The sequence below is a fragment of the Brevibacterium sp. CT2-23B genome (assembly GCF_013168765.1).
Lineage (GTDB): Bacteria > Actinomycetota > Actinomycetes > Actinomycetales > Brevibacteriaceae > Brevibacterium > Brevibacterium sediminis.
The window spans coordinates 251,864-269,478 of the sequence record NZ_JABBYK010000006.1 but is presented as its reverse complement, the minus strand read 5'-3'; the positions used below and the strand labels follow the sequence as shown (position 1 = coordinate 269,478).

Here is a 17,615-nt window from a genome sequence, read left to right as displayed (position 1 = left end):
GTGACCGCCGCCCACGGAACACGGGTGCCCAGCGTGCCCAGTCTGGGCTAGTGTGGGGAACGGACCTGCGTCGTCGACCGCACCAGGAAAGCCTGGTCATACCGGATCACTCGGACCGCCTCGGCGCCGCACCAACAACTGAGGAGAACCATGACCAAGTGGGAATACGTCACCGTGCCGCTCATCGTCCACGCGACCAAGCAGATCCTCGACCAATGGGGCGAGGACGGATACGAACTCGTGCAGGTCGTCCCGGGTCCCGACAACAACGGACTCGTGGCTTACCTCAAACGCCCCAAAGAATGAGCTGAACCGGCCGGACCGTTGACACCCCACCCTCACCGAAAGAAGAACAATGTCGAAGACCCTTGAGCGCATGAACGAACTCGGCCTCGAACTGCCCGAGATCGCCACACCAGCCGGCGCCTACGTCCCCGCACTGCGCACCGGGAACTACGTCTATACCTCGGGCCAGCTGCCCGTCGTCGACGGCAAACTGCCTGCGACCGGTCACCTCGGCACGGACGTCGACCTCGACACCGGCTACCAACTTGCACGCACCGCCGGGCTCAACGCTCTGGCCGCCATCGCCGGAGTCATCGGCGATCTCGACAAGATCGTGCGCGTCGTCAAGGTCACCGGCTTCGTCAACTCCGCCGACGATTTCACCCAGCAGCCGGCCGTCATCAACGGCGTGTCCGAGCTCTATGGCGAGATCTTCGGAGACCGTGGGCAGCACGCCCGCAGCGCGGTCGGCGTGAACACTCTGCCTCTGGGCACCCCCGTCGAGGTCGAAGTCATCGTCGAGGTCTCAGGCGATGCCGCTTAGCGGACGCACTCTTCCCGTCTCGTCGGAGCTGCGGTGGCTGCTTGACCACTGGCAGTCCGACGGACGGTGGCCCGTCCCGGAGGCCCCGCGACCCACCTCGGCGATCGTGCTGATCCGGGATTCCGCGGACGGGCTGGAACTCTTCATCACCCGGCAACTCGACGCCCGCGGCGTCGAAGACCGCAACCGGTGGGCATTTCCCACCAGCAGCCTGCGCCCGGGTGATGTGCGGAAGCTGCCTCTGGCCGGATGGAATTCGGCCCGGTGCGCCCGTGCGCTGAGCATCGAAAACAAATCCCGCGCCCTCCACCACTTCTCCGCGGCCGCCCGCATCACCTTCGCTGCCACCGGAATCCTGCTCGCCGAGGATGTCGACCGGGAGATCGTGGCCGCACCGCAGACGGACTGGAACACCACCCGATCGAGGCTGTTCTCGAACGAAGTGTCCTGGTCACAGGTCTTACGCGACCGAGACCTGCGGTTGCGTCCCGATCTGTGCAAACCGTGGCTGCGCTGGATCAACACCCCCACCCAGCTGCACCGCTTCGACACCACCTACTTCATCGCCACCGTGCCCTTCGGCCAGGACGTCGACTTCCTGTCACCGAACGAGACCTCTGCCGGATGGAAACGCCCCGACCAGATCATCGCCGAGGTGGGAGGAGACCCCGACCGCATCGGCGCGGCCGCCCGCATCATCGTCGAAAGCCTCGCCGAGGTCCCGACCGTGGGCGCGGCCATGGCGCAGATCCGCAACCTCCACCCGCTGCGTCCGGAGATCGTCGATGACGACGGCGACTGGAAGGTCGTCATCCACACGGGCAAGGACCCCCACAGCAAGGGAAGCCTGCGCGACCGGGCCGTGGCCGTCGGCGAGACCGACACCGACCAGAACCCCGGCTTCCTGACATTCAGCGGTGACGATGACGAAACGACAGACGAGGAGAACGACGACTCATGAGAATCCGTGCGAACAACCCCGGCCCGATGACCCTGACCGGTACGAACACCTACGTTCTCACCAGCCAGGATGACACGTCCGCAGTTGTCATCGATCCCGGACCGGAGATGGCCGATCATCGTGAAGCCTTCCTCGCGGAAGTGGCCGACCGTGACCTGGCGGCGGTCGTTCTCACCCACCAGCACGCCGACCATTCTGAGATGCTCGGAAGCATCGACCAGTGGGCCCCCGACGTGCCCGTCTATGCCGTGCTCGAGCGTTTCGCTCGGCACACGGACCCGGTCAGCGACGGCGACGAGATCGCCTTCGGTGACACTCCGGCCGACGTTCTGCGCGTCGTCGCCACCCCCGGACACACGAGCGACAGCATCAGCCTCATCCACTCCGGAGCCCTCTACAGCGGCGATACGATCCTGGGGGAGGGGACGACGATCGTCACCCACCCGGAAGGCTCCCTGGGCGACTATCTCAACTCCCTCGACCGATTGAAGGAGCTGCTCGACGACGGGGAGTTCGCCATCATCGAGCCGGCCCACGGTGAGCGCATCGACGCCCCCGCCGAGGTGATCGACTACTACCGTTCCCACCGACTCGAACGCATCGAGCAGGTCAAAGCGGCATTGGAGCAGGGGGCGAAGACGGCCTCAGAGGTATGCGACATCGTCTACCACGACGTCGACTCCAGCGTACGGTCGGCGGCCGAGCAGATCGTCAAGGCTCAGCTGGCCTACCTCGACGCCCTGCCCGCCGCCGACGACGCCTGAGTCCCGCTGCGGTGCCTGGCGCGCGACGTCTTCGGTCTAGCTGGATGCCACACCACTCACAACTCGGGTTCTGATCCAGTCATCGAGTTTGAACTCGATGACTGGATCAGAACGCGATCACGAAACTTCCCACACCTCACGCGACAGCCCCTGAGACGGCGAGCGCCGGGCACGACGCACACCTGTCCCGACCAGAACGAACGCCCCAGCCGAATCGGCTGGGGCGTCCATTTGTCGCGGCGTCCACGCGGCCATAGCGGCCGGAGGTCGCTGGGAGGATCAGCGGGCGCGGTTGCGCATGCGGTCCATGTCGAGGATGACGACGGAGCGGGCCTCGAGACGGATGAAGCCGCGGGCGGCGAAGTCGGCCAGTGCCTTGTTCACGGTCTCACGCGAGGCACCGACGAGCTGAGCCAGCTCTTCCTGAGTGAGGTCGTGAGCGACGAGCACACCGTCGGGAGCCGGCTTCGAGAAGCGAGCGGCGAGATCGAGCAGAGCCTTGGCGACACGGCCGGGCACATCGGAGAAGACAAGGTCGCCGACGGTCTCATTGGTGCGACGCAGACGCTGGGCGAGGGCCTTGAGCAGGTTCATCGCGGCCTGCGGACGCTCGTTGAGCCAAGTGGTGAGGTCTTCGTGCTTGAGGCTGAGCAGCTCCGACTGGGAGACGGCAGTGACAGAGGTCGAACGCGGGCCCGGATCGAAGAGGCTGAGCTCACCGATGATCTCGCCGGGGCCGACCACGGACAGCAGGTTCTCACGGCCGTCGGAGGACTCACGGCCGATCTTGAGCTTGCCCGAGGAGACGATGTAGAGCTCGTCACCGGCATCGCCCTCATGGAAGAGCACGGTTCCCCGACGGAGACTCCGCGGGTTCATGAACTTCATCAATGCACTGGTGGCTTCATCGTCCAGACCTGCGAAGAGCGTCGCGCCCCGCACCACTTCAATATCCACTGGTTCCTCCTTGTCGTGATAATCACACACAAATCTACCTGGTCATCTGCATCGATACCAGCAAAGACGCGGGAGTGTGGCCCATCAGTATGAAAACCTCTCCCGCACCGCCCAACACGACTCCCGTCCACACCATTCCCGCAGCCGGCCAGAACAAGGTGCGCAGATACGAGCGCGAACATGATTCACGGGTGTGACCGGCATGACTGCGGAATGACAGGGCACGGATTAGGATGGTGAGTCGTGTTGACTGTGGCAGAGAAGAGCGCGCGGAAGTTCGCGAAGGAGACCCCGCTGGGCCGGACCCGCCGGGCGCGGAAGATCCATCGCATCCTCGCCGAGGTGTATCCGAACGCGAAGTGCGAGCTCGACTTCGAGTCTCCGTTCCAGCTGCTCATCGCTACCGTCCTCTCCGCCCAGACCACCGATATCCGCGTCAACTCGGTCACCCCGAGCCTCTTCGCCGTCTTCCCCGACGCCCACGCCCTGGCCGTGGCCAATCTCATCGAGGTCGAGGAGCACATCCGCTCCACAGGGTTCTACCGGGCCAAGGCCCGCAACATCGTCAAGCTCGCGAACGAACTCGTCGATGAATACGACGGCGTGGTGCCGAACAAGCTGGACAAGCTCGTCAAGCTCGCCGGAGTCGGACGAAAGACCGCGAACGTCGTCCTCGGAAACGCTTTCGACACCCCTGGGCTGACCGTCGATACACATATGGGCCGGCTGGCCCGCCGCTTCGGTTGGACCGAGGAGACCGATCCGGTCAAGGCCGAGCACGAGATCGCGGCCCTGTTCCCGAAGAAGGACCTCACCATGCTTTCGCATCGGGTGATCTTCCACGGCCGCCGCATCTGCCATTCCCGCAAGCCCGCCTGTGGAGCCTGCCCCCTGACGGCGCTGTGCCCATCGTTCGGGATCGGGGAACTCGACCCGGACAAGGCACGTGCCATGCTTCGGTTCGAAATGGCGCCTTTGGCCACTCCCGCCGAGGAGGCTGTCCCCGAGGAGGGACGATGAGCGCCCGAATCCCCGACCTTCCACCCGAATCGGCGACGATCGCCGATGGGGCCCTGCGCGGGCAGCTCGAAGATCTCGCTGCCTCGCACGGGTCCCCGCTGTGGCTGCGCCGACAGAAGGACGCCGCAGAGCAGTCCGCCCGTGACGCCGCCGTTCTCATGCTCTTCGGGCGCGGGGGAGAGCCTCGCACCGAGGCAGGAGGAGCAGAAGCATCGCGCCTGGCCGAACTCGGCGTCGCCGATGTCGACATCGTTCTTCTCCAGCGTGCCGCGACCCTGCGCCATCATCCCGGGCAGGTCGCCTTCCCCGGAGGCGGTCGTGATCCCGAAGACGATTCCATGGCGGCCGCCGCGCTGCGTGAAGCGGAGGAAGAAGCCGGAATCTCCCCGGACACCGTCGAAGTTCTCGGAGAGATGGACCCGCTCTATATCCCCGTCTCGAAGTTCGAGGTCACTCCGGTCATCGGCTATTGGCGTCAGCCGGGCCAAGTCCAGGTGATGGATCAGCGGGAGTCCTACTCCGTCTATCGGGTGGCCATCGCCGACCTCGTCGCCCCCGCCAACCGCGGAACCTTCGCCCGTCCCGATCTGAAGATCTCGACCCCGGCCTTCGACGTCGGAGTCCTCAAGGTATGGGGCTTCACTGCCGGCATCCTCGACTTCGCCCTCGACCATCTCGGCTGGGCCGGTGATTGGGACAAGAAGGTTCCCATCGCCATCGACTTCTGAATTCGGCCACTGCGGATTCCGGCGACGGTCAGCGCTGCCCGGCCTTCGCTCTGAACAGCACCGCCGCCCACACCGCCGCCACAGCGAGGATGAGCAGACACCAGCCGACAGCGAGATAGCCGGAAGCGCCCATCTCGGTGCCAATGAGCAGTGCGCGCAGAGCGTCGATGATCGGGGTGATCGGCTGATTGTCGGCGAACACCTCCAGCCACTTCGGCATGGTCTCGACCGGCACGAACGCGCTGGAGACGTACGGGAGGAAGAGCAGGATGAAACCGTATCCATTGGCGGATTCGGGAGACTTCGCGGCGAGGCCGATAGCGGCGAAGAGATACGTGATCGCCAGAATGTAGAGGGCGACGAGTCCGACGGTCGCCAGCCATTCGCCCACTCCGGCGGAGGGGCGGAATCCGATGGCGACGGCGACGAGGAGGACGATGGAAGTGGCGAACAGATTCCTTGCGAGGCTCGCCGCCACGTGCCCGGTGATGACGGCAGACGCTCGCACCGGCATCGTCCGCAGTCGGTCGACGAACCCGGAGGTCATGTCCGAAGCCACCGACAGCGAGGTCGAGGCGGCACCGAATCCGGCGCAGGTGAGGATGATTCCGGGGACGACGTAGTCGACGTAGCCGCCGTCGGGATCGAGAGCGCCGCCGAAGACGAAGGTGAACATGAGCATGAGCATCACTGGCAGAGCGACGGCCATGAGCAGCGATTCGACGTCGCGAACAGCGTGACGCAGGCTCCTGCCGATGAAGGCGGCCTCGGTGGAGAACCCGCGAGGGCGTGTACGGGAGACCCCTCGGGGGAGGGGAGAGGCGGTGGTCGCTGCTGTCGTCGGGGTATCGGTGATCGGGTGACTGTGTGACATTGGTCTGTCCTCTCTGGACGGTGTGGAGATCGGAGACGTGGGATCGGATATCGAGCGCTCAGTGAGGTGAGCCGGCCGAGGTGAAAGCGAGGAAGACATCGTCGAGGCTGGGACTGTGCAGGGAAACCGAGGCCCGAGGCGATCGGGAAGTCCACGGCTCGAGAGCCGCGGCGAGGCCGGCGACAGTGCCGTCGGTCGCGATCTCATCCAGTTGAGTTCCGTCTGTTCCGCGGATCGACACGGTGTCCTCGCCGATGCGTGCCTTGAGTTCTGCCGGTGTGCCCAGACCCGCCATTCGGCCGCTGTCGAGCAGGCCGATCCGGTCGGCCAGTGCATCGGCCTCGTCGAGGTACTGGGTGGTGAGGAACACCGTCGCGCCGCCTCGGGAGAGCTCGCTGACTTCAGTCCACAGCTCCTGCCGGGAGCGGGTGTCCAGCCCGGTGGTGGGTTCGTCGAGAATGAGCACCTCGACGGGGACGACGAGGCTGAGAGCCAGGTCGAGGCGGCGACGCATACCGCCGGAGAGTGCGGCGACCCGGGTGGACATGAAGGCTGTGAGGCTGAGCCTCTCGGCGAGGTCGCGGCTTCTCGCTTTCGCGGCACTCCGGCTCAGTCCGGAGAGCCGACCGAGGAGGACGAGGTTCTCTTCGGTCGAGAGGTGGGCATCGACGGCAGCTGACTGGCCGGTGACGGCGAATCGCCGCTTCGCCTCGGCGGGTGACTCACGCACATCGACGTCCATGACTCGAACTGATCCGGCATCAGGGCGGACGAGTGTGGTGAGGATATTGATGCATGTGGTCTTCCCGGCGCCGTTGGAGCCGAGAAGTGCGAAGACCTCGCCTCTGTGCACGTGGAAGTCGAGTCCGTCGAGGACGGTCTTCGTTCCGAAGCGCTTGCCCACCTGTGTGAAGGAGATAGCGGGAGAACGGAGGTCACCCGTGTCGTTGTGCCCTGTCGGTTTCGGTGACGGTGCCGTTGAGTCCTGTGCGGTGCTGGTTGAACTGTCCGTGGTCATGATGGGAGTCCTCTCACGAGTCGTGGTTCCCGGAGCAAGTTTCTGTATATGACAGAAACTGTGTATGACAATAACACGCAATATATGCCATACACAATATAGACTGGCGGCATGAGCACGGATGATCTGATCGAGCAGCTTCCCAGTGGAATCGCACTGGCCTGGGGTGTCGCGGCGACTCCCCAGCGGGGGCCGAAGAGGGAGATGAGCGTCGAGAAGATCGTCGACGCTGCGATTGAGATCGCCGACAGCGACGGCATTCAGGCGGTGTCGATGTCGGCGGTCGCGAAACGACTCGGGTACACGCCGATGTCGCTCTACCGCTATGTCAGCTCGAAGGACGATCTGCTGCTGCTCATGCAGGAGGAGGCGACCGGCCTGCCTCCGGAGCCAGGCGCGGAGGATCTCGGCTGGCGGGCACGACTCGGTGAACTCTATGAGGCGCAGTCACAGATCTATTCGCGTCAGTCCTGGCTGCTGTCGATGCCGATCACCGGCAGTCCGATCACCCCGAACAGTTCGGCCTGGCTGGAAGCCGATCTCGAGGCGCTCCGCGATACCGGTCTGACCGAAGAGGAGGGGATCGCTGTCTCTCTTCTCGTCACCGGTGCGGCTCGTTGGAAAGGGCTGATTGCGGCAGGCTACGAGGAGCAGAGCAGAGCGACCGGTTTGGACGCCGCCGAGGTGGCGGCGCGGGAGCAGCGTCTCTTCGACGCCGTCATCACCGAGGATGGATATCCCTTCCTCAGGAAGGCGATCGATGCGGGGGTCTTCGCCTCGGAATTCGATCCCTTCGACTTCGGGCTCGAACGGGGTTTGGACGGGGTGGAGGCCTTCATCGAGGCGATCGTGAACGCGCGGGCAGGTGCCGTGTCCGACGTGGCGAACGACGGCTCGAGCGCAGCGACCTCAGTCGCCGCGTCCGATGATGCGACGGAGGCAGCGGCTGCAGGGCATGCCGCGATCGCCGATGATGACCCTGCGGTAGCGGCCGATAAGAAGCTGAGAGAGGCGCAGAAAGCGGTCCGGCAGGCGCAGAAGGTGCTGGCCGAGGCACGGAAACGGGAACGTCAGGTTCTGCGGGAAGCCAAGGAGCGAGTCGCGAAGCGACGCTGAGCGTGAATGCGAGAAGCGGCGCCGGACGGAATGTCCGGCGCCGCTTCTCGCATCTGCCGCGGTTCTCAGATTGGGAGAGGTGTCAGTACCTGGGTCCCGAGGGATTCTTCACTGCGCGCTTGACAGAGGCCACCAGCGACTTGGCCGAACCGATCGCGGTGCCGGGAACCGGGTTGCCCTTTTTGAACAGCGGGAGGGCCACAAGGACGAGGATGATCGCAATGACGGCGAGGATGCCGAAGACGATGAGGAAGCTGCCCCACCATGGCCAGCCCAGACCCTCATGGAATGCGGCCGCACCGGCGAAGATCACCATGAACGAGGACAGGAAGAGCAGGAAGAGAGCGACGATGGCCAGTCCGGCCCCGATGCCCAGGTTCTTCGCACCGGCAGTGGCCTCGGCCTTGGCGAGGGCAATCTCTTCTTCGGCGATCGCTTTGGAATCGTCGCTGATGCCTTTGATCAGTTCGCTGATGGACCGTTCGGCCATGAGAGCTCCTAAATCGAGAACGAGGACAATCTAACTTAAGAGTAGTCTGAACGGGCTCTGCGGCCAAAGGCGAATCGGCGGGGAACCGGGAAAACCCGTCGGATCCGGACGACCGCCGTTATGCGGCAGGGTCGTCTGTCACCGACGGGTCATCCGATTTCGGCCTCAGAGCGAGGGGCTCAGGCTCCTGTGACGGACTTTTCGATCTGATCCATCACCGAGGCATCGGCGAGGGTCGACGTGTTGCCGACCTCGCGGTTCTCGGCAACGTCCTTGAGCAGGCGACGCATGATCTTGCCCGAGCGGGTCTTGGGCAGGTCCGTGACGATGTGCACCTTCTTCGGCTTCGCGATGGGGCCGATGTCCTTGCCCACATGCTGACGCAGCTCCTCAGAGGTCTCGGGGGAGTCCTCGACGCCGTTGGAGACGATGACGAACGCGACGACGGCCTGACCGGACGTGTCGTCGGCGGCGCCGACCACAGCCGCCTCGGCGACCTTGGGATGCGCGACGAGCGAGGACTCGATCTCCGCGGTGGACAGGCGGTGACCGGACACATTCATCACGTCGTCGACACGCCCGAGGAACAAGATATCCCCGTCCTCATCACGGCGGGCGCCGTCGCCGGCGAAGTACGTGTCTTCGAACCGCGACCAGTAGGTCTCCTTGAAGCGCTCCGGGTCTTTCCAGATTCCGCGCAGCATCGACGGCCATGGGCGGCGGATGACGAGCAGTCCGCCTTCGGGGCCGGCCGGGTTCTCACCCGAATCATCGACGACATCGACGGAGATGCCGGGAATCGGACGCTGTGAGGAGCCGGGCTTGGTTGAGAGCACGCCGGGCAGAGGCGCGATCATGTGGGCCCCGGTCTCGGTCTGCCACCATGTGTCCACGATCGGGCAGCGCTCACTGCCGATGACGCGGTGGTACCAGCGCCAGGCCTCGGGGTTGATCGGTTCGCCGACGCTGCCGAGCAGGCGCAGACTGGACAGATCGTACTTCGCGGGGATCTCCTCGCCCCACTTCATGCAGGTGCGGATCGCCGTCGGTGCGGCGTAGAGGATCGTGGCTCTGTACTTCTCGACGATCTCCCACCAACGACCCTGATGCGGGGTGTCCGGAGTGCCTTCGTAGATGATCTGAGTGGTGCCGGCGGCCAGTGGGCCGTAGGTGACATAGGAGTGACCGGTGATCCAGCCGACGTCGGCGGTGCACCAGAAGACATCGGATTCGGGCTTGATGTCGAAGACGGCCTTCATCGAGTAGAGCACCTGAGTGAGGTAGCCGCCGGTGGTGTGGAGGATGCCCTTGGGCTTTCCTGTCGTACCGGAGGTGTAGAGGATGAACAGCGGGTGCTCCGAGTCGAAGAATTCGCACTCGTGTGTGTCGCCGGCCTGGCCGACGGAGTCCTCCCACCACTGGTCACGGCCTTCGACCCAGTCGACGTCCTGACCGGTGCGCTTGACGACGAGGACGTGCTCGACGGGAGTGTCGCCCTGGGCGATCGCTTCGTCGACGGCCGGCTTGAGGCTCGTGGGTTTGGCGCGCCGGTAGCTGCCGTCGGCGGTGATGACGACGCGGGCCTCGGCGTCGATGATGCGCGAGCGCAGAGCATCGGCGGAGAATCCGCCGAAGACGACGGAATGCGCCGCACCGAGGCGGGCACAGGCGAGCATCGAGATCACCGCTTCGGGGATCATCGGCAGATAGATGGCCACCCGGTCGCCGGTCTTCACGCCGAGGTCGATCAGCGTGTTCGCCGCCTTCGACACCTCGGCGAGGAGTTCGGCATAGGTGAAGGTGCGGGAGTCGCCCGGTTCGCCTTCGAAGTTGATGGCCACTCGGTCGCCGTTGCCGGCGAGGACGTGACGGTCGAGGCAGTTATAAGCGACGTTGAGCTTTCCGCCGACGAACCACTTCGCGAACGGCGGGTTCGTCCAGTCGAGGATCTCGTCGAAGTCTTCGTGCCAGTCGACGAGCTCACGGGACTGTTCGGCCCAGAAACCCAGGTAGTCCGCCTCGGCGCGTTCGTATTCATCGGCCTTGACGTTGGCGGCGGCCGCGAACTGCTCAGGTGGGGCAAATGTCTCGGTCTGCTCGGCAGCGGTTTCGGTCATGCTTTCCCTCCGACTTCCTTGGTGGATCGAAAATTCTAGTTGCACTGTATACCTGTGGTCGGGGGGTGGGGAGAGCAGTTTCACTCGATGAACAGGCAAATCGGGGGTAGCCACCGTGCTTCTATCGTGGTATAGCTCACGCGATTTCGACGGCTACGCGGCGACGGAAGGGCCGCCTCGGCGGGGGACTGAGGAGTCTTCGACGTGCCTGAGAATGCGCATATGAGTGCACAGGTGGCCTGTGTTCTGCAAGGATGGGGTCAGAGTCTGTCGGGATCCGTCCCGCGCGGACACGGAAACACTGTTAGCTTTTCCCCGAGATCGACTGGAGTCAGCGATGAGTTCGCCGCAGCATCCAACCGGGTCCGGGCCACAGCCGTGGCAGGATCAGCCCCCGCAGTACCCGGGCCAGAACGCGCAGCAGCCTGGTGGTCAGCCGCCGGCCTACGGTTCGGGGCCAGGGCAGTTCGGTTCTGCTCCCGGGCCGGGCTATGGTTCCGCACCGGGACCCTACGGTTCGGCACCGGGACAGCCCGCCGCACAAGGACCCTATGGTTCGGCTCCGGCTCAGTACGGTTCGGGACCTGGCCCGTACGGTTCTGCTCCCGGTCAGTACGGATCGGCGCCGGGACCCTATGGTTCGGCTCCGGGACAGGGCCAGTTCGGTCAGGCGCCTGCGCCGAAGCAGAAGACCGGCCCGGGAATCCTCGGCCCGCTGACTCTGCGCGATCTCTTCCTCCTGTTCGCCGGACTGCTCGCCTTCATCGCATTGTTCGTGCCTTACCGGGGTTACGACTACGGCCTCGGCAGTGAGACGACCACTCTGTGGCACTGGAATGTCGCCGATATGGGCGCGCTCGTGTTCGGAGTGCTCACAATTCTGCTCATCGTGGCGGCCGTGCTCGTCAACAAGCTCGGCAACAGCCGACTGCGAGTCGGATCGCTCAGCCTCGACCAGTTCATCTCCGTGCTCTCGGCGATCGCCTTCACCTATGTGTTCGTCGATCTGCTCACTTCGGCGGTCTACTGGCATGTGGGTTCGTACCTGACGTTCTTCGCCGGCCTCATCGCGTTCTTCGCCGGAGTATTCACGATGCTGCCGTTCTTCGCCAAGGAATTCGCCGGCCGCGAGGACATCGAAACCCATCCGAAGGCTCGCCCTGTCACCAAGCACACCCAGCATCCGGCACCAGTGGCCAATGTGCCCGGTGCTGCCGGCCCGGGCGCTGGTGCACCCGGATTCGCGCCTTACGGAGCGGCTCCGGCCGGTGTGGGACAGGCGGCGCCCGGTCAGCCGGATCAGTTCGGTCAGCCGAGCGGCCCGGGACAGTCCGCCCAGCCGACTCAGTTCGGTGCGCCCGGACAGCAGGACCAGTTCGGCGGACCAGGACAGTCGGGTCAGCCTGCACAGCAGGGGCAGCAGGACCAGTTCGGTCAATCAGGACAGTTCGGCGGTCCGGAACAGCAGAACCAGTTCGCCGCTCCGGAACAGCGGGCCCAGCCTTCCGACCAGCAGAACCAGCCCAGCCCCTACGCTCCGCCGCAGGAGCAGGACTCCGAGCGTTCGGCTAGCTCCTTCGCCGCACCCGCCGCTTCCGGCACCTCGGGCGCGGGCGCTGCGCCCGAATCCGCGGACGTAGCATCCGACCAGGCCTCGGACGACGGACCGGTGCACAGCACCGGTGACGGACAGACCTACCTGGGTCGTCACGATTCGGGCGCCCCACAGCATTCGCAGAGCGAACCGACTCAGGCATTCGGTGTCGGAGCCGGACAGCCGCAGACCGATGCGACCGGAGACCAGACCGCCGCTGCGGGAAGCCGGGCTGCTGAGTCGGGCAGCCAGCCTGCAGCGTCTGACGCCCAGTCCAGGCAGTCCGATGACAAGTCACACTCGGGCGCCGCGGCCGCTGCCGCAGGCGCCGGAGTGATCGGTGCCGGTGCTGCCGGCGTCGCTGCCGCGCATTCGGATTCCGAACGTCGCCGTGGCCGCCACGCCGCTCCCGAAACGGAGTCCGACGCGGAAATGACGTCCGGTGCGGAATCGACCCTCGGTGCGGAATCGACCGACACCGGGTCGGCTGCTCGGAAGGATGAAGCGAACGACGACACGTCCGCGGACCGGTCCACGGCAGCCTCGTCGGAGTCAGACGAGACCCCCACGGTGGTGTCACCGTCCGAGAGCAGCGACCTGGTCTCCAAGGTCAACGCCAAATCGTCCGACACGAACGCCGCCGAAGGTGCGAACGTCGCCGGCGCGAATTCGGCTGCGCAGTCCTCGACCGATGTCGGTCAGGCCTCGACAGGAAATGCATCGGAAGATGCGGCCTCGGCAGATGCGGCGTCGAACGATTCGCCATCGGATTCCCCGGCATCGACCGACGGGACCACGGTGCAGGACCCGGACGACGACGCCAACATCCGCTCAACCGATGCCACCGTCGTCAGCACCCCGGCCGACGACAAGGTCGTGTCAGATGATGAACCCACCTCAGTTGGCAAGACGGGCGCGGACGACGACGAACAGGCGACCGCTGTGATGGAGCCGGCAGTCAACTCGGAGCGGACCACCGCTCCCGAAAGCGAAGAGCCGACTCAATACGTTCCCGTGGCCGACTACGCCAACCGGCCGGAGACCGACGGGGGCGCGGAGAGGTCGAACGACGAGACCATGGCACAGACGGCCGTCGACAACCAGCCGGTGCCCGCCGATGCGGGGCAGAACCGGTCCGGTGATGCGCCGAACGACGGACGGAACGCCGATCAGGACAATGGTCAGGCCGAGAACCAGGACGCTGGACGCCCCATCATCCAGGCCTTCTGGTTCGCCGTTCCCGAACCGCGCGAAGCCGTGGACGAGACCACCGGAATGCCGGTGTTCACGATCTACCCCGGCGACTGGTACCTCAGCCTCGAAGACAACGGATCCTGGTTCAAGGTCCGCGACTCCGACGGCAGCACCACTGGCATCCTGCGCAATATCGAAGGAATCCAGCGCGGCTGAGCCGACTGGAATCCACTCACGCGTCAACGCTGTGGACAGACCTCGGTCGAATCGGTGCCCACCGGCACCACATGATGTGACCGGCCGGTCGGCCCACCGCGGCTGACGTGGACGGAGGCCGCCGACTGCCGCTGGGGGCGCCTCCTGTGACTCAACCTCACAGGAGGCGCCCCTTCGTCGTTCCATCCACAGGGCGGCACTCCGGCCTGGCCGGTGACAGCCGGGCGGATCCAGGCTCGGTGCATGCAGGTAGCCCTCATCACCGACCTCGGTGCGATCACGGAAGAATGCGCCCGAGTGGCCGAAAGCATCGGCATCTCGCTGACCGTCCTGCCTCCCGACTCCGGAGGCTGGCAGTCCGCGTCGCTCATCCTCCTCGGAGAAGACGTCCGCGAAGCCCCCGCCACCGACCGGGCAGACACGATCCTCGTCGTCCTCGACGATGACGAACCCTCCTCGACCTGGGCGAGGGCCGCGCACCTCGGCGTCGACCAGCTCGCCGTGCTGCCTGCTGCTGCGGAATGGCTGAGCGGGCGGATGATCGCCGCTGTCGAACCGCCGACGGCACCCGGGACCACGGTCGGCGTCGTCGCCGGATGCGGGGGAGCCGGAGCCTCCGTGCTCGCCTGCGCACTCGCCCGGCGGGCCGGAGCCGATCACAGCACCGTCCTCGTCGACGCCGACCCGCTCGGCGGGGGACTCGACCTCGTCCTCGGTGCCGAACAGGCCCCCGGTCCGCGATGGACCGACCTCAGTGCCTCCCGCGGACAGCTGCGCCCCTCCACCCTGGCCGAAGCGCTGCCCCGCCACGACGGGCTCGCCCTTCTGTCCTGGGGGCGAGACGACACCGTCGACCTCGACCCGGACGTCTTCGACGACTTCCTCGCCGCGGCCGGCCAGGCCTTCGACCTCGTCATCGTCGATCTGCCCCGCCACGCCCCACCCCGGTGGACCCGGCGCTGCCATCATGTCCTCCTCGTCTCCCCGGCCCGGGTCAGATCCGCCGTCGCCTCCTCCCAAGTGGCCAAGCGGCTCTCCCAAGCCCACCCGGATGTGCGCCTCGTCGTCCGTGAAACCGGGGCCGGCGGGCTCGACGCCGACCTCCTCGCCGATTCCATCGGGCTGAGCCTGGCTGGAAGCATCCGCGACGATCGGGGCCTGTCCGCTGCCGTCGACCGCGGCGAGGGAATCCCAGGTGGGGCGCACCTCGGCCGCCTCGTCGACCGATTGCTGGGGGAGTGGGTGGAATGAGCGAATGGCTCGACGCCTCGCTCGTCGCCGATGTCCGCAAAACGCTGCTCGACAATCCGGGACCGGTGACCACGGCCGCCGTCGCCGAGGCGGTCCAGCGCACCGGACGCGTGCTCGGTTCCTCCGCCCTGCTCGAACTCGTCACCCGGCTGTCCGCGCAGCTGTCCGGGGCCGGACCCCTGCAGTCCGTGCTCGAGGTGCCCGGCACCACGGACGTGTTCGTCAACGGGCCGCGGGAGGTCTTCGCCGACACCGGTGACGGTCCCCAGCTGCTCGACCTGACGCTGGGATCCGAAGAGGACGTGCGGTCCTTGGCGGTGCGTTTGGCCGCCCTCGGCGGGCGCCGCCTCGACGATTCTTCCCCCTATGTCGACGTTCGTCTGCCCGACGGGGTGCGGATGAACGCGATCGTCCCACCGATCTCCGGGGAGACGACGACGATCAGCTTCCGCGTACCCAAACGGGCCGGATTCCCCTATTCCCAGCTCTGCGCCGAAGGGTTCGTCCCCGCTGAGATCAGCCCCCTCGTCGCCGAGGCGGTCACCTCGCGGGCGAACATCCTCGTCTCCGGCGGAACGGGCACGGGAAAGACCGTCCTCCTCGGCGCTCTGCTGTCGCTGGTCGAACCGATCCAACGCATCGTCATCGTCGAGGACTCCCGCGAGCTCATCGTCACCCACCCGCACACCGTGCAGCTCGCTGCGCGTCAGGCCAACGTCGAAGGCGGCGGCGAAGTGACCCTGACCGACCTCGTGCGCAATGCCCTGCGGATGCGGCCCGATCGCCTCGTCGTCGGGGAATGCCGCGGTGCCGAGGTCCGGGACATGCTCACGGCCCTCAATACCGGGCACGAGGGTGGGTGTGCGACGATCCACGCGAACACCGCCGAGGCCGTGCCCAGCCGGGTGGCTGCGCTCGGTGCGCTGGCGCAGATGAGTCCGGACGCCGTGTATTCGCAGTTCTCCACCGCCATCGACCTCGTCATCCATCTGCGTCGCACGGGTTCCGAGCGGGGAGTCACGGAATTGGCGATCCCGACGAGGACCGGATCCGAGGGAGTGGTGATGGAACCGGTGTGGGGTCGCCCCTCGCCGTCGACGGCCGGCACTGTCAATCGGCGTGCCCTGGCCCGGTTCGAAGCCGTGCTCGAACAGAAGTCCGCGCAATGATCGTCGTCACCGCCGTCCTCATCGCGGCCGGGATCATCCTCGCCGCGCCTCCGGACCCGGGCTCCAGGCTGCGCGAGCTCTTGCCCCGTGGCGAGGGCGGAGAATCTGTGCGGAAAGGGGTGCGTGCCTTCTTTCGCCCAGGCGGTCACACCGCCGACGATCAGGCCGAGCGTCTGTGGGCGATCGCCGCCGTGGAGAACTGCGCCCACCTGCTCAAGGTGGGGATGACCCCGCAGGCGGTGATGAGCACGCTGAGTCGCCGCAACGACGTCCTGACCCCGATCTCACGAGCCATCTCCCTGGGTGAGGAACCCGGACGTGCCATCGCCATCCGCAGCTCCGGACTGTCGGAAACCGCCGCTCACGTGCTGTCGGGAATGGCCGCTGTGTGGACGGTGTCCGAACGCTCCGGAGCACCGGCAGCGGAGATGATCCTCAGGTATGCGGCAGCCCAGAGAGACGCCCTCGACGCCGAACGCGAACGCCGCATCGCCATGGCCGGACCGAGGTCGACGGTGCGGGTGCTCAGCTGGCTGCCGCTCATCGGCGTCGGTCTCGGTCTGCTCATCGGCGTCCGCCCTCTGGAACTCATCACCGGACTGCCGGGACAGCTGAGCATCGGTGCCGGTCTCCTCCTGTACGGGGCCGGCCGGTGGTGGATGCGGACGATGATGCTCAGGGCACAGAGATGACCATGCTGATTGTGCTCATCGGTGTCTGCGTCGGACTCGGCGTGCTCCTGTGGTCCGGACCGACCCGCGGGAGACTGCAGAGCCTCCTCGGCGAGGGCCGATCCGTTCCCACCGACACCGAGGCGGCTGCCGGGGAGGCGGGAACGCCGGAGTCGGGGACGGCAGGAGCAGTGGCCGATGATCAGCTGGCGTTCGACCTCGACCTTGTGGCGATCTGCCTGACCTCCGGTCTGCCGATTCCCGTGGCGCTGACCCTGACCGCCGAGGCGACCGACGACCGGTCGGGTCTGCAGAGGATCGCCCGTGCAATGACGATCGGAAGGCGCAGGCTCGCCGACGACGATCGCCTGCTGCCGGTGCTCGAGGTCTTCGAGTTCTCCGAACACACCGGCGTCGGCCCGGCACCTCTCATCGAGTCAGTGGCCGAGGAGCTGCGGGCTTCGTCCCGTCGGCGTCGGCAGGAGGCGGCCGCCTCTTTGGGTGTGCAGCTGGTGCTGCCTTTGGGCGTGTGCATTCTGCCGGCGTTCCTGCTGCTGTCTGTCGTTCCGGTCGTCATCTCACTGCTGACCGACCTCACGACCGTGTTCTTCTGAAGTGGTGACCGGGTTTTCAGACTCGACCGATA

17 protein-coding genes are annotated in these 17,615 nt (G+C 66.0%); 12 read left to right on the top strand and 5 right to left on the bottom strand.

The features are described from left to right. Window positions 1-150: 150 nt before the first annotated feature. Genes HIM68_RS16075 through HIM68_RS16060 form a run of 4 tightly spaced genes read left to right on the top strand, consistent with a single transcriptional unit; the run spans window position 151 to window position 2,554 of the window. A complete protein-coding gene (locus HIM68_RS16075) occupies window positions 151-306 on the top strand; it encodes a hypothetical protein (RefSeq protein ID WP_009883339.1) in 156 nt (51 codons plus the stop codon). Window positions 307-355: 49 nt separating this feature from the next. Beyond that, window positions 356-829 carry a RidA family protein gene (locus tag HIM68_RS16070; RefSeq protein WP_139907182.1) on the top strand — a complete coding sequence of 158 codons (474 nt, stop codon included), beginning with the start codon at window positions 356-358 and terminating at the stop codon, window positions 827-829. Next, window positions 819-1,790, top strand: coding sequence for a hypothetical protein (locus tag HIM68_RS16065; RefSeq protein WP_172173956.1), 972 nt, complete (start codon window positions 819-821; stop codon window positions 1,788-1,790). The genes HIM68_RS16070 and HIM68_RS16065 overlap by 11 nt, the downstream gene beginning before the upstream one ends. Beyond that, a complete protein-coding gene (locus tag HIM68_RS16060; protein ID WP_139907184.1) occupies window positions 1,787-2,554 on the top strand; it encodes an MBL fold metallo-hydrolase in 768 nt (255 codons plus the stop codon). Before HIM68_RS16065 ends, HIM68_RS16060 begins: the two co-directional genes overlap by 4 nt. A 279-nt stretch (window positions 2,555-2,833) precedes the next feature. Here the strand turns inward: HIM68_RS16060 and HIM68_RS16055 are convergent, their stop codons facing one another. Then, the gene (locus tag HIM68_RS16055; protein ID WP_101545702.1) at window positions 2,834-3,511 is read right to left on the bottom strand and encodes a Crp/Fnr family transcriptional regulator; all 678 of its coding nucleotides are present in this window, start codon (window positions 3,509-3,511) and stop codon (window positions 2,834-2,836) included. Window positions 3,512-3,757: 246 nt separating this feature from the next. Here HIM68_RS16055 and nth point away from each other — a divergent pair, with 246 nt between their 5' ends. Beyond that, window positions 3,758-4,531 (top strand): endonuclease III, encoded by a 774-nt coding sequence (gene nth / locus HIM68_RS16050; protein WP_216657213.1) that lies wholly within the window; start codon window positions 3,758-3,760, stop codon window positions 4,529-4,531. Beyond that, on the top strand, window positions 4,528-5,259 hold the full coding sequence (locus HIM68_RS16045) for a CoA pyrophosphatase (protein ID WP_139468711.1): 732 nt from the start codon (window positions 4,528-4,530) through the stop codon (window positions 5,257-5,259). Before nth ends, HIM68_RS16045 begins: the two co-directional genes overlap by 4 nt. Window positions 5,260-5,287: 28 nt before the next feature. Here the strand turns inward: HIM68_RS16045 and HIM68_RS16040 are convergent, their stop codons facing one another. Both HIM68_RS16040 and HIM68_RS16035 read right to left on the bottom strand, forming a co-directional pair. Next, window positions 5,288-6,133 (bottom strand): ABC transporter permease, encoded by an 846-nt coding sequence (locus HIM68_RS16040; protein ID WP_139907187.1) that lies wholly within the window; start codon window positions 6,131-6,133, stop codon window positions 5,288-5,290. A gap of 58 nt (window positions 6,134-6,191) precedes the next feature. Then, complete coding sequence (locus HIM68_RS16035; RefSeq protein ID WP_172173950.1) at window positions 6,192-7,151, bottom strand: ABC transporter ATP-binding protein; 960 nt, start codon at window positions 7,149-7,151, stop codon at window positions 6,192-6,194. A gap of 111 nt (window positions 7,152-7,262) precedes the next feature. Here HIM68_RS16035 and HIM68_RS16030 point away from each other — a divergent pair, with 111 nt between their 5' ends. Then, window positions 7,263-8,267, top strand: a complete 1,005-nt coding sequence (locus HIM68_RS16030) for a TetR/AcrR family transcriptional regulator (RefSeq protein ID WP_172173923.1) — start codon at window positions 7,263-7,265, stop codon at window positions 8,265-8,267. A gap of 82 nt (window positions 8,268-8,349) precedes the next feature. On the opposite strand, the gene HIM68_RS16025 is transcribed toward HIM68_RS16030, so the two are convergent. Beyond that, the gene (locus HIM68_RS16025) at window positions 8,350-8,757 is read right to left on the bottom strand and encodes a phage holin family protein (RefSeq protein WP_039211350.1); all 408 of its coding nucleotides are present in this window, start codon (window positions 8,755-8,757) and stop codon (window positions 8,350-8,352) included. Window positions 8,758-8,936: 179 nt separating this feature from the next. Further along, window positions 8,937-10,874 carry an acetate--CoA ligase gene (acs, locus tag HIM68_RS16020; RefSeq protein ID WP_172173920.1) on the bottom strand — a complete coding sequence of 646 codons (1,938 nt, stop codon included), beginning with the start codon at window positions 10,872-10,874 and terminating at the stop codon, window positions 8,937-8,939. A gap of 337 nt (window positions 10,875-11,211) precedes the next feature. Between acs and HIM68_RS16015 the strand changes: the two genes are divergently transcribed. The 5 genes from HIM68_RS16015 to HIM68_RS15995 all read left to right on the top strand — a co-directional run bounded on the left by HIM68_RS16015 (window position 11,212) and on the right by HIM68_RS15995 (window position 17,583). Beyond that, window positions 11,212-13,878 (top strand): hypothetical protein, encoded by a 2,667-nt coding sequence (locus HIM68_RS16015; RefSeq protein ID WP_172173917.1) that lies wholly within the window; start codon window positions 11,212-11,214, stop codon window positions 13,876-13,878. 243 nt (window positions 13,879-14,121) lie between these two features. After that, window positions 14,122-15,129, top strand: coding sequence for a septum site-determining protein Ssd (gene ssd, locus HIM68_RS16010; protein WP_172173914.1), 1,008 nt, complete (start codon window positions 14,122-14,124; stop codon window positions 15,127-15,129). After that, the gene (locus HIM68_RS16005; protein ID WP_172173911.1) at window positions 15,126-16,298 is read left to right on the top strand and encodes a TadA family conjugal transfer-associated ATPase; all 1,173 of its coding nucleotides are present in this window, start codon (window positions 15,126-15,128) and stop codon (window positions 16,296-16,298) included. The genes ssd and HIM68_RS16005 overlap by 4 nt, the downstream gene beginning before the upstream one ends. Continuing rightward, window positions 16,295-16,990 (top strand): type II secretion system F family protein, encoded by a 696-nt coding sequence (locus tag HIM68_RS16000; protein WP_172173908.1) that lies wholly within the window; start codon window positions 16,295-16,297, stop codon window positions 16,988-16,990. Before HIM68_RS16005 ends, HIM68_RS16000 begins: the two co-directional genes overlap by 4 nt. Next, on the top strand, window positions 16,987-17,583 hold the full coding sequence (locus HIM68_RS15995; protein WP_253904004.1) for a type II secretion system F family protein: 597 nt from the start codon (window positions 16,987-16,989) through the stop codon (window positions 17,581-17,583). Before HIM68_RS16000 ends, HIM68_RS15995 begins: the two co-directional genes overlap by 4 nt. Window positions 17,584-17,615: the final 32 nt, after the last annotated feature.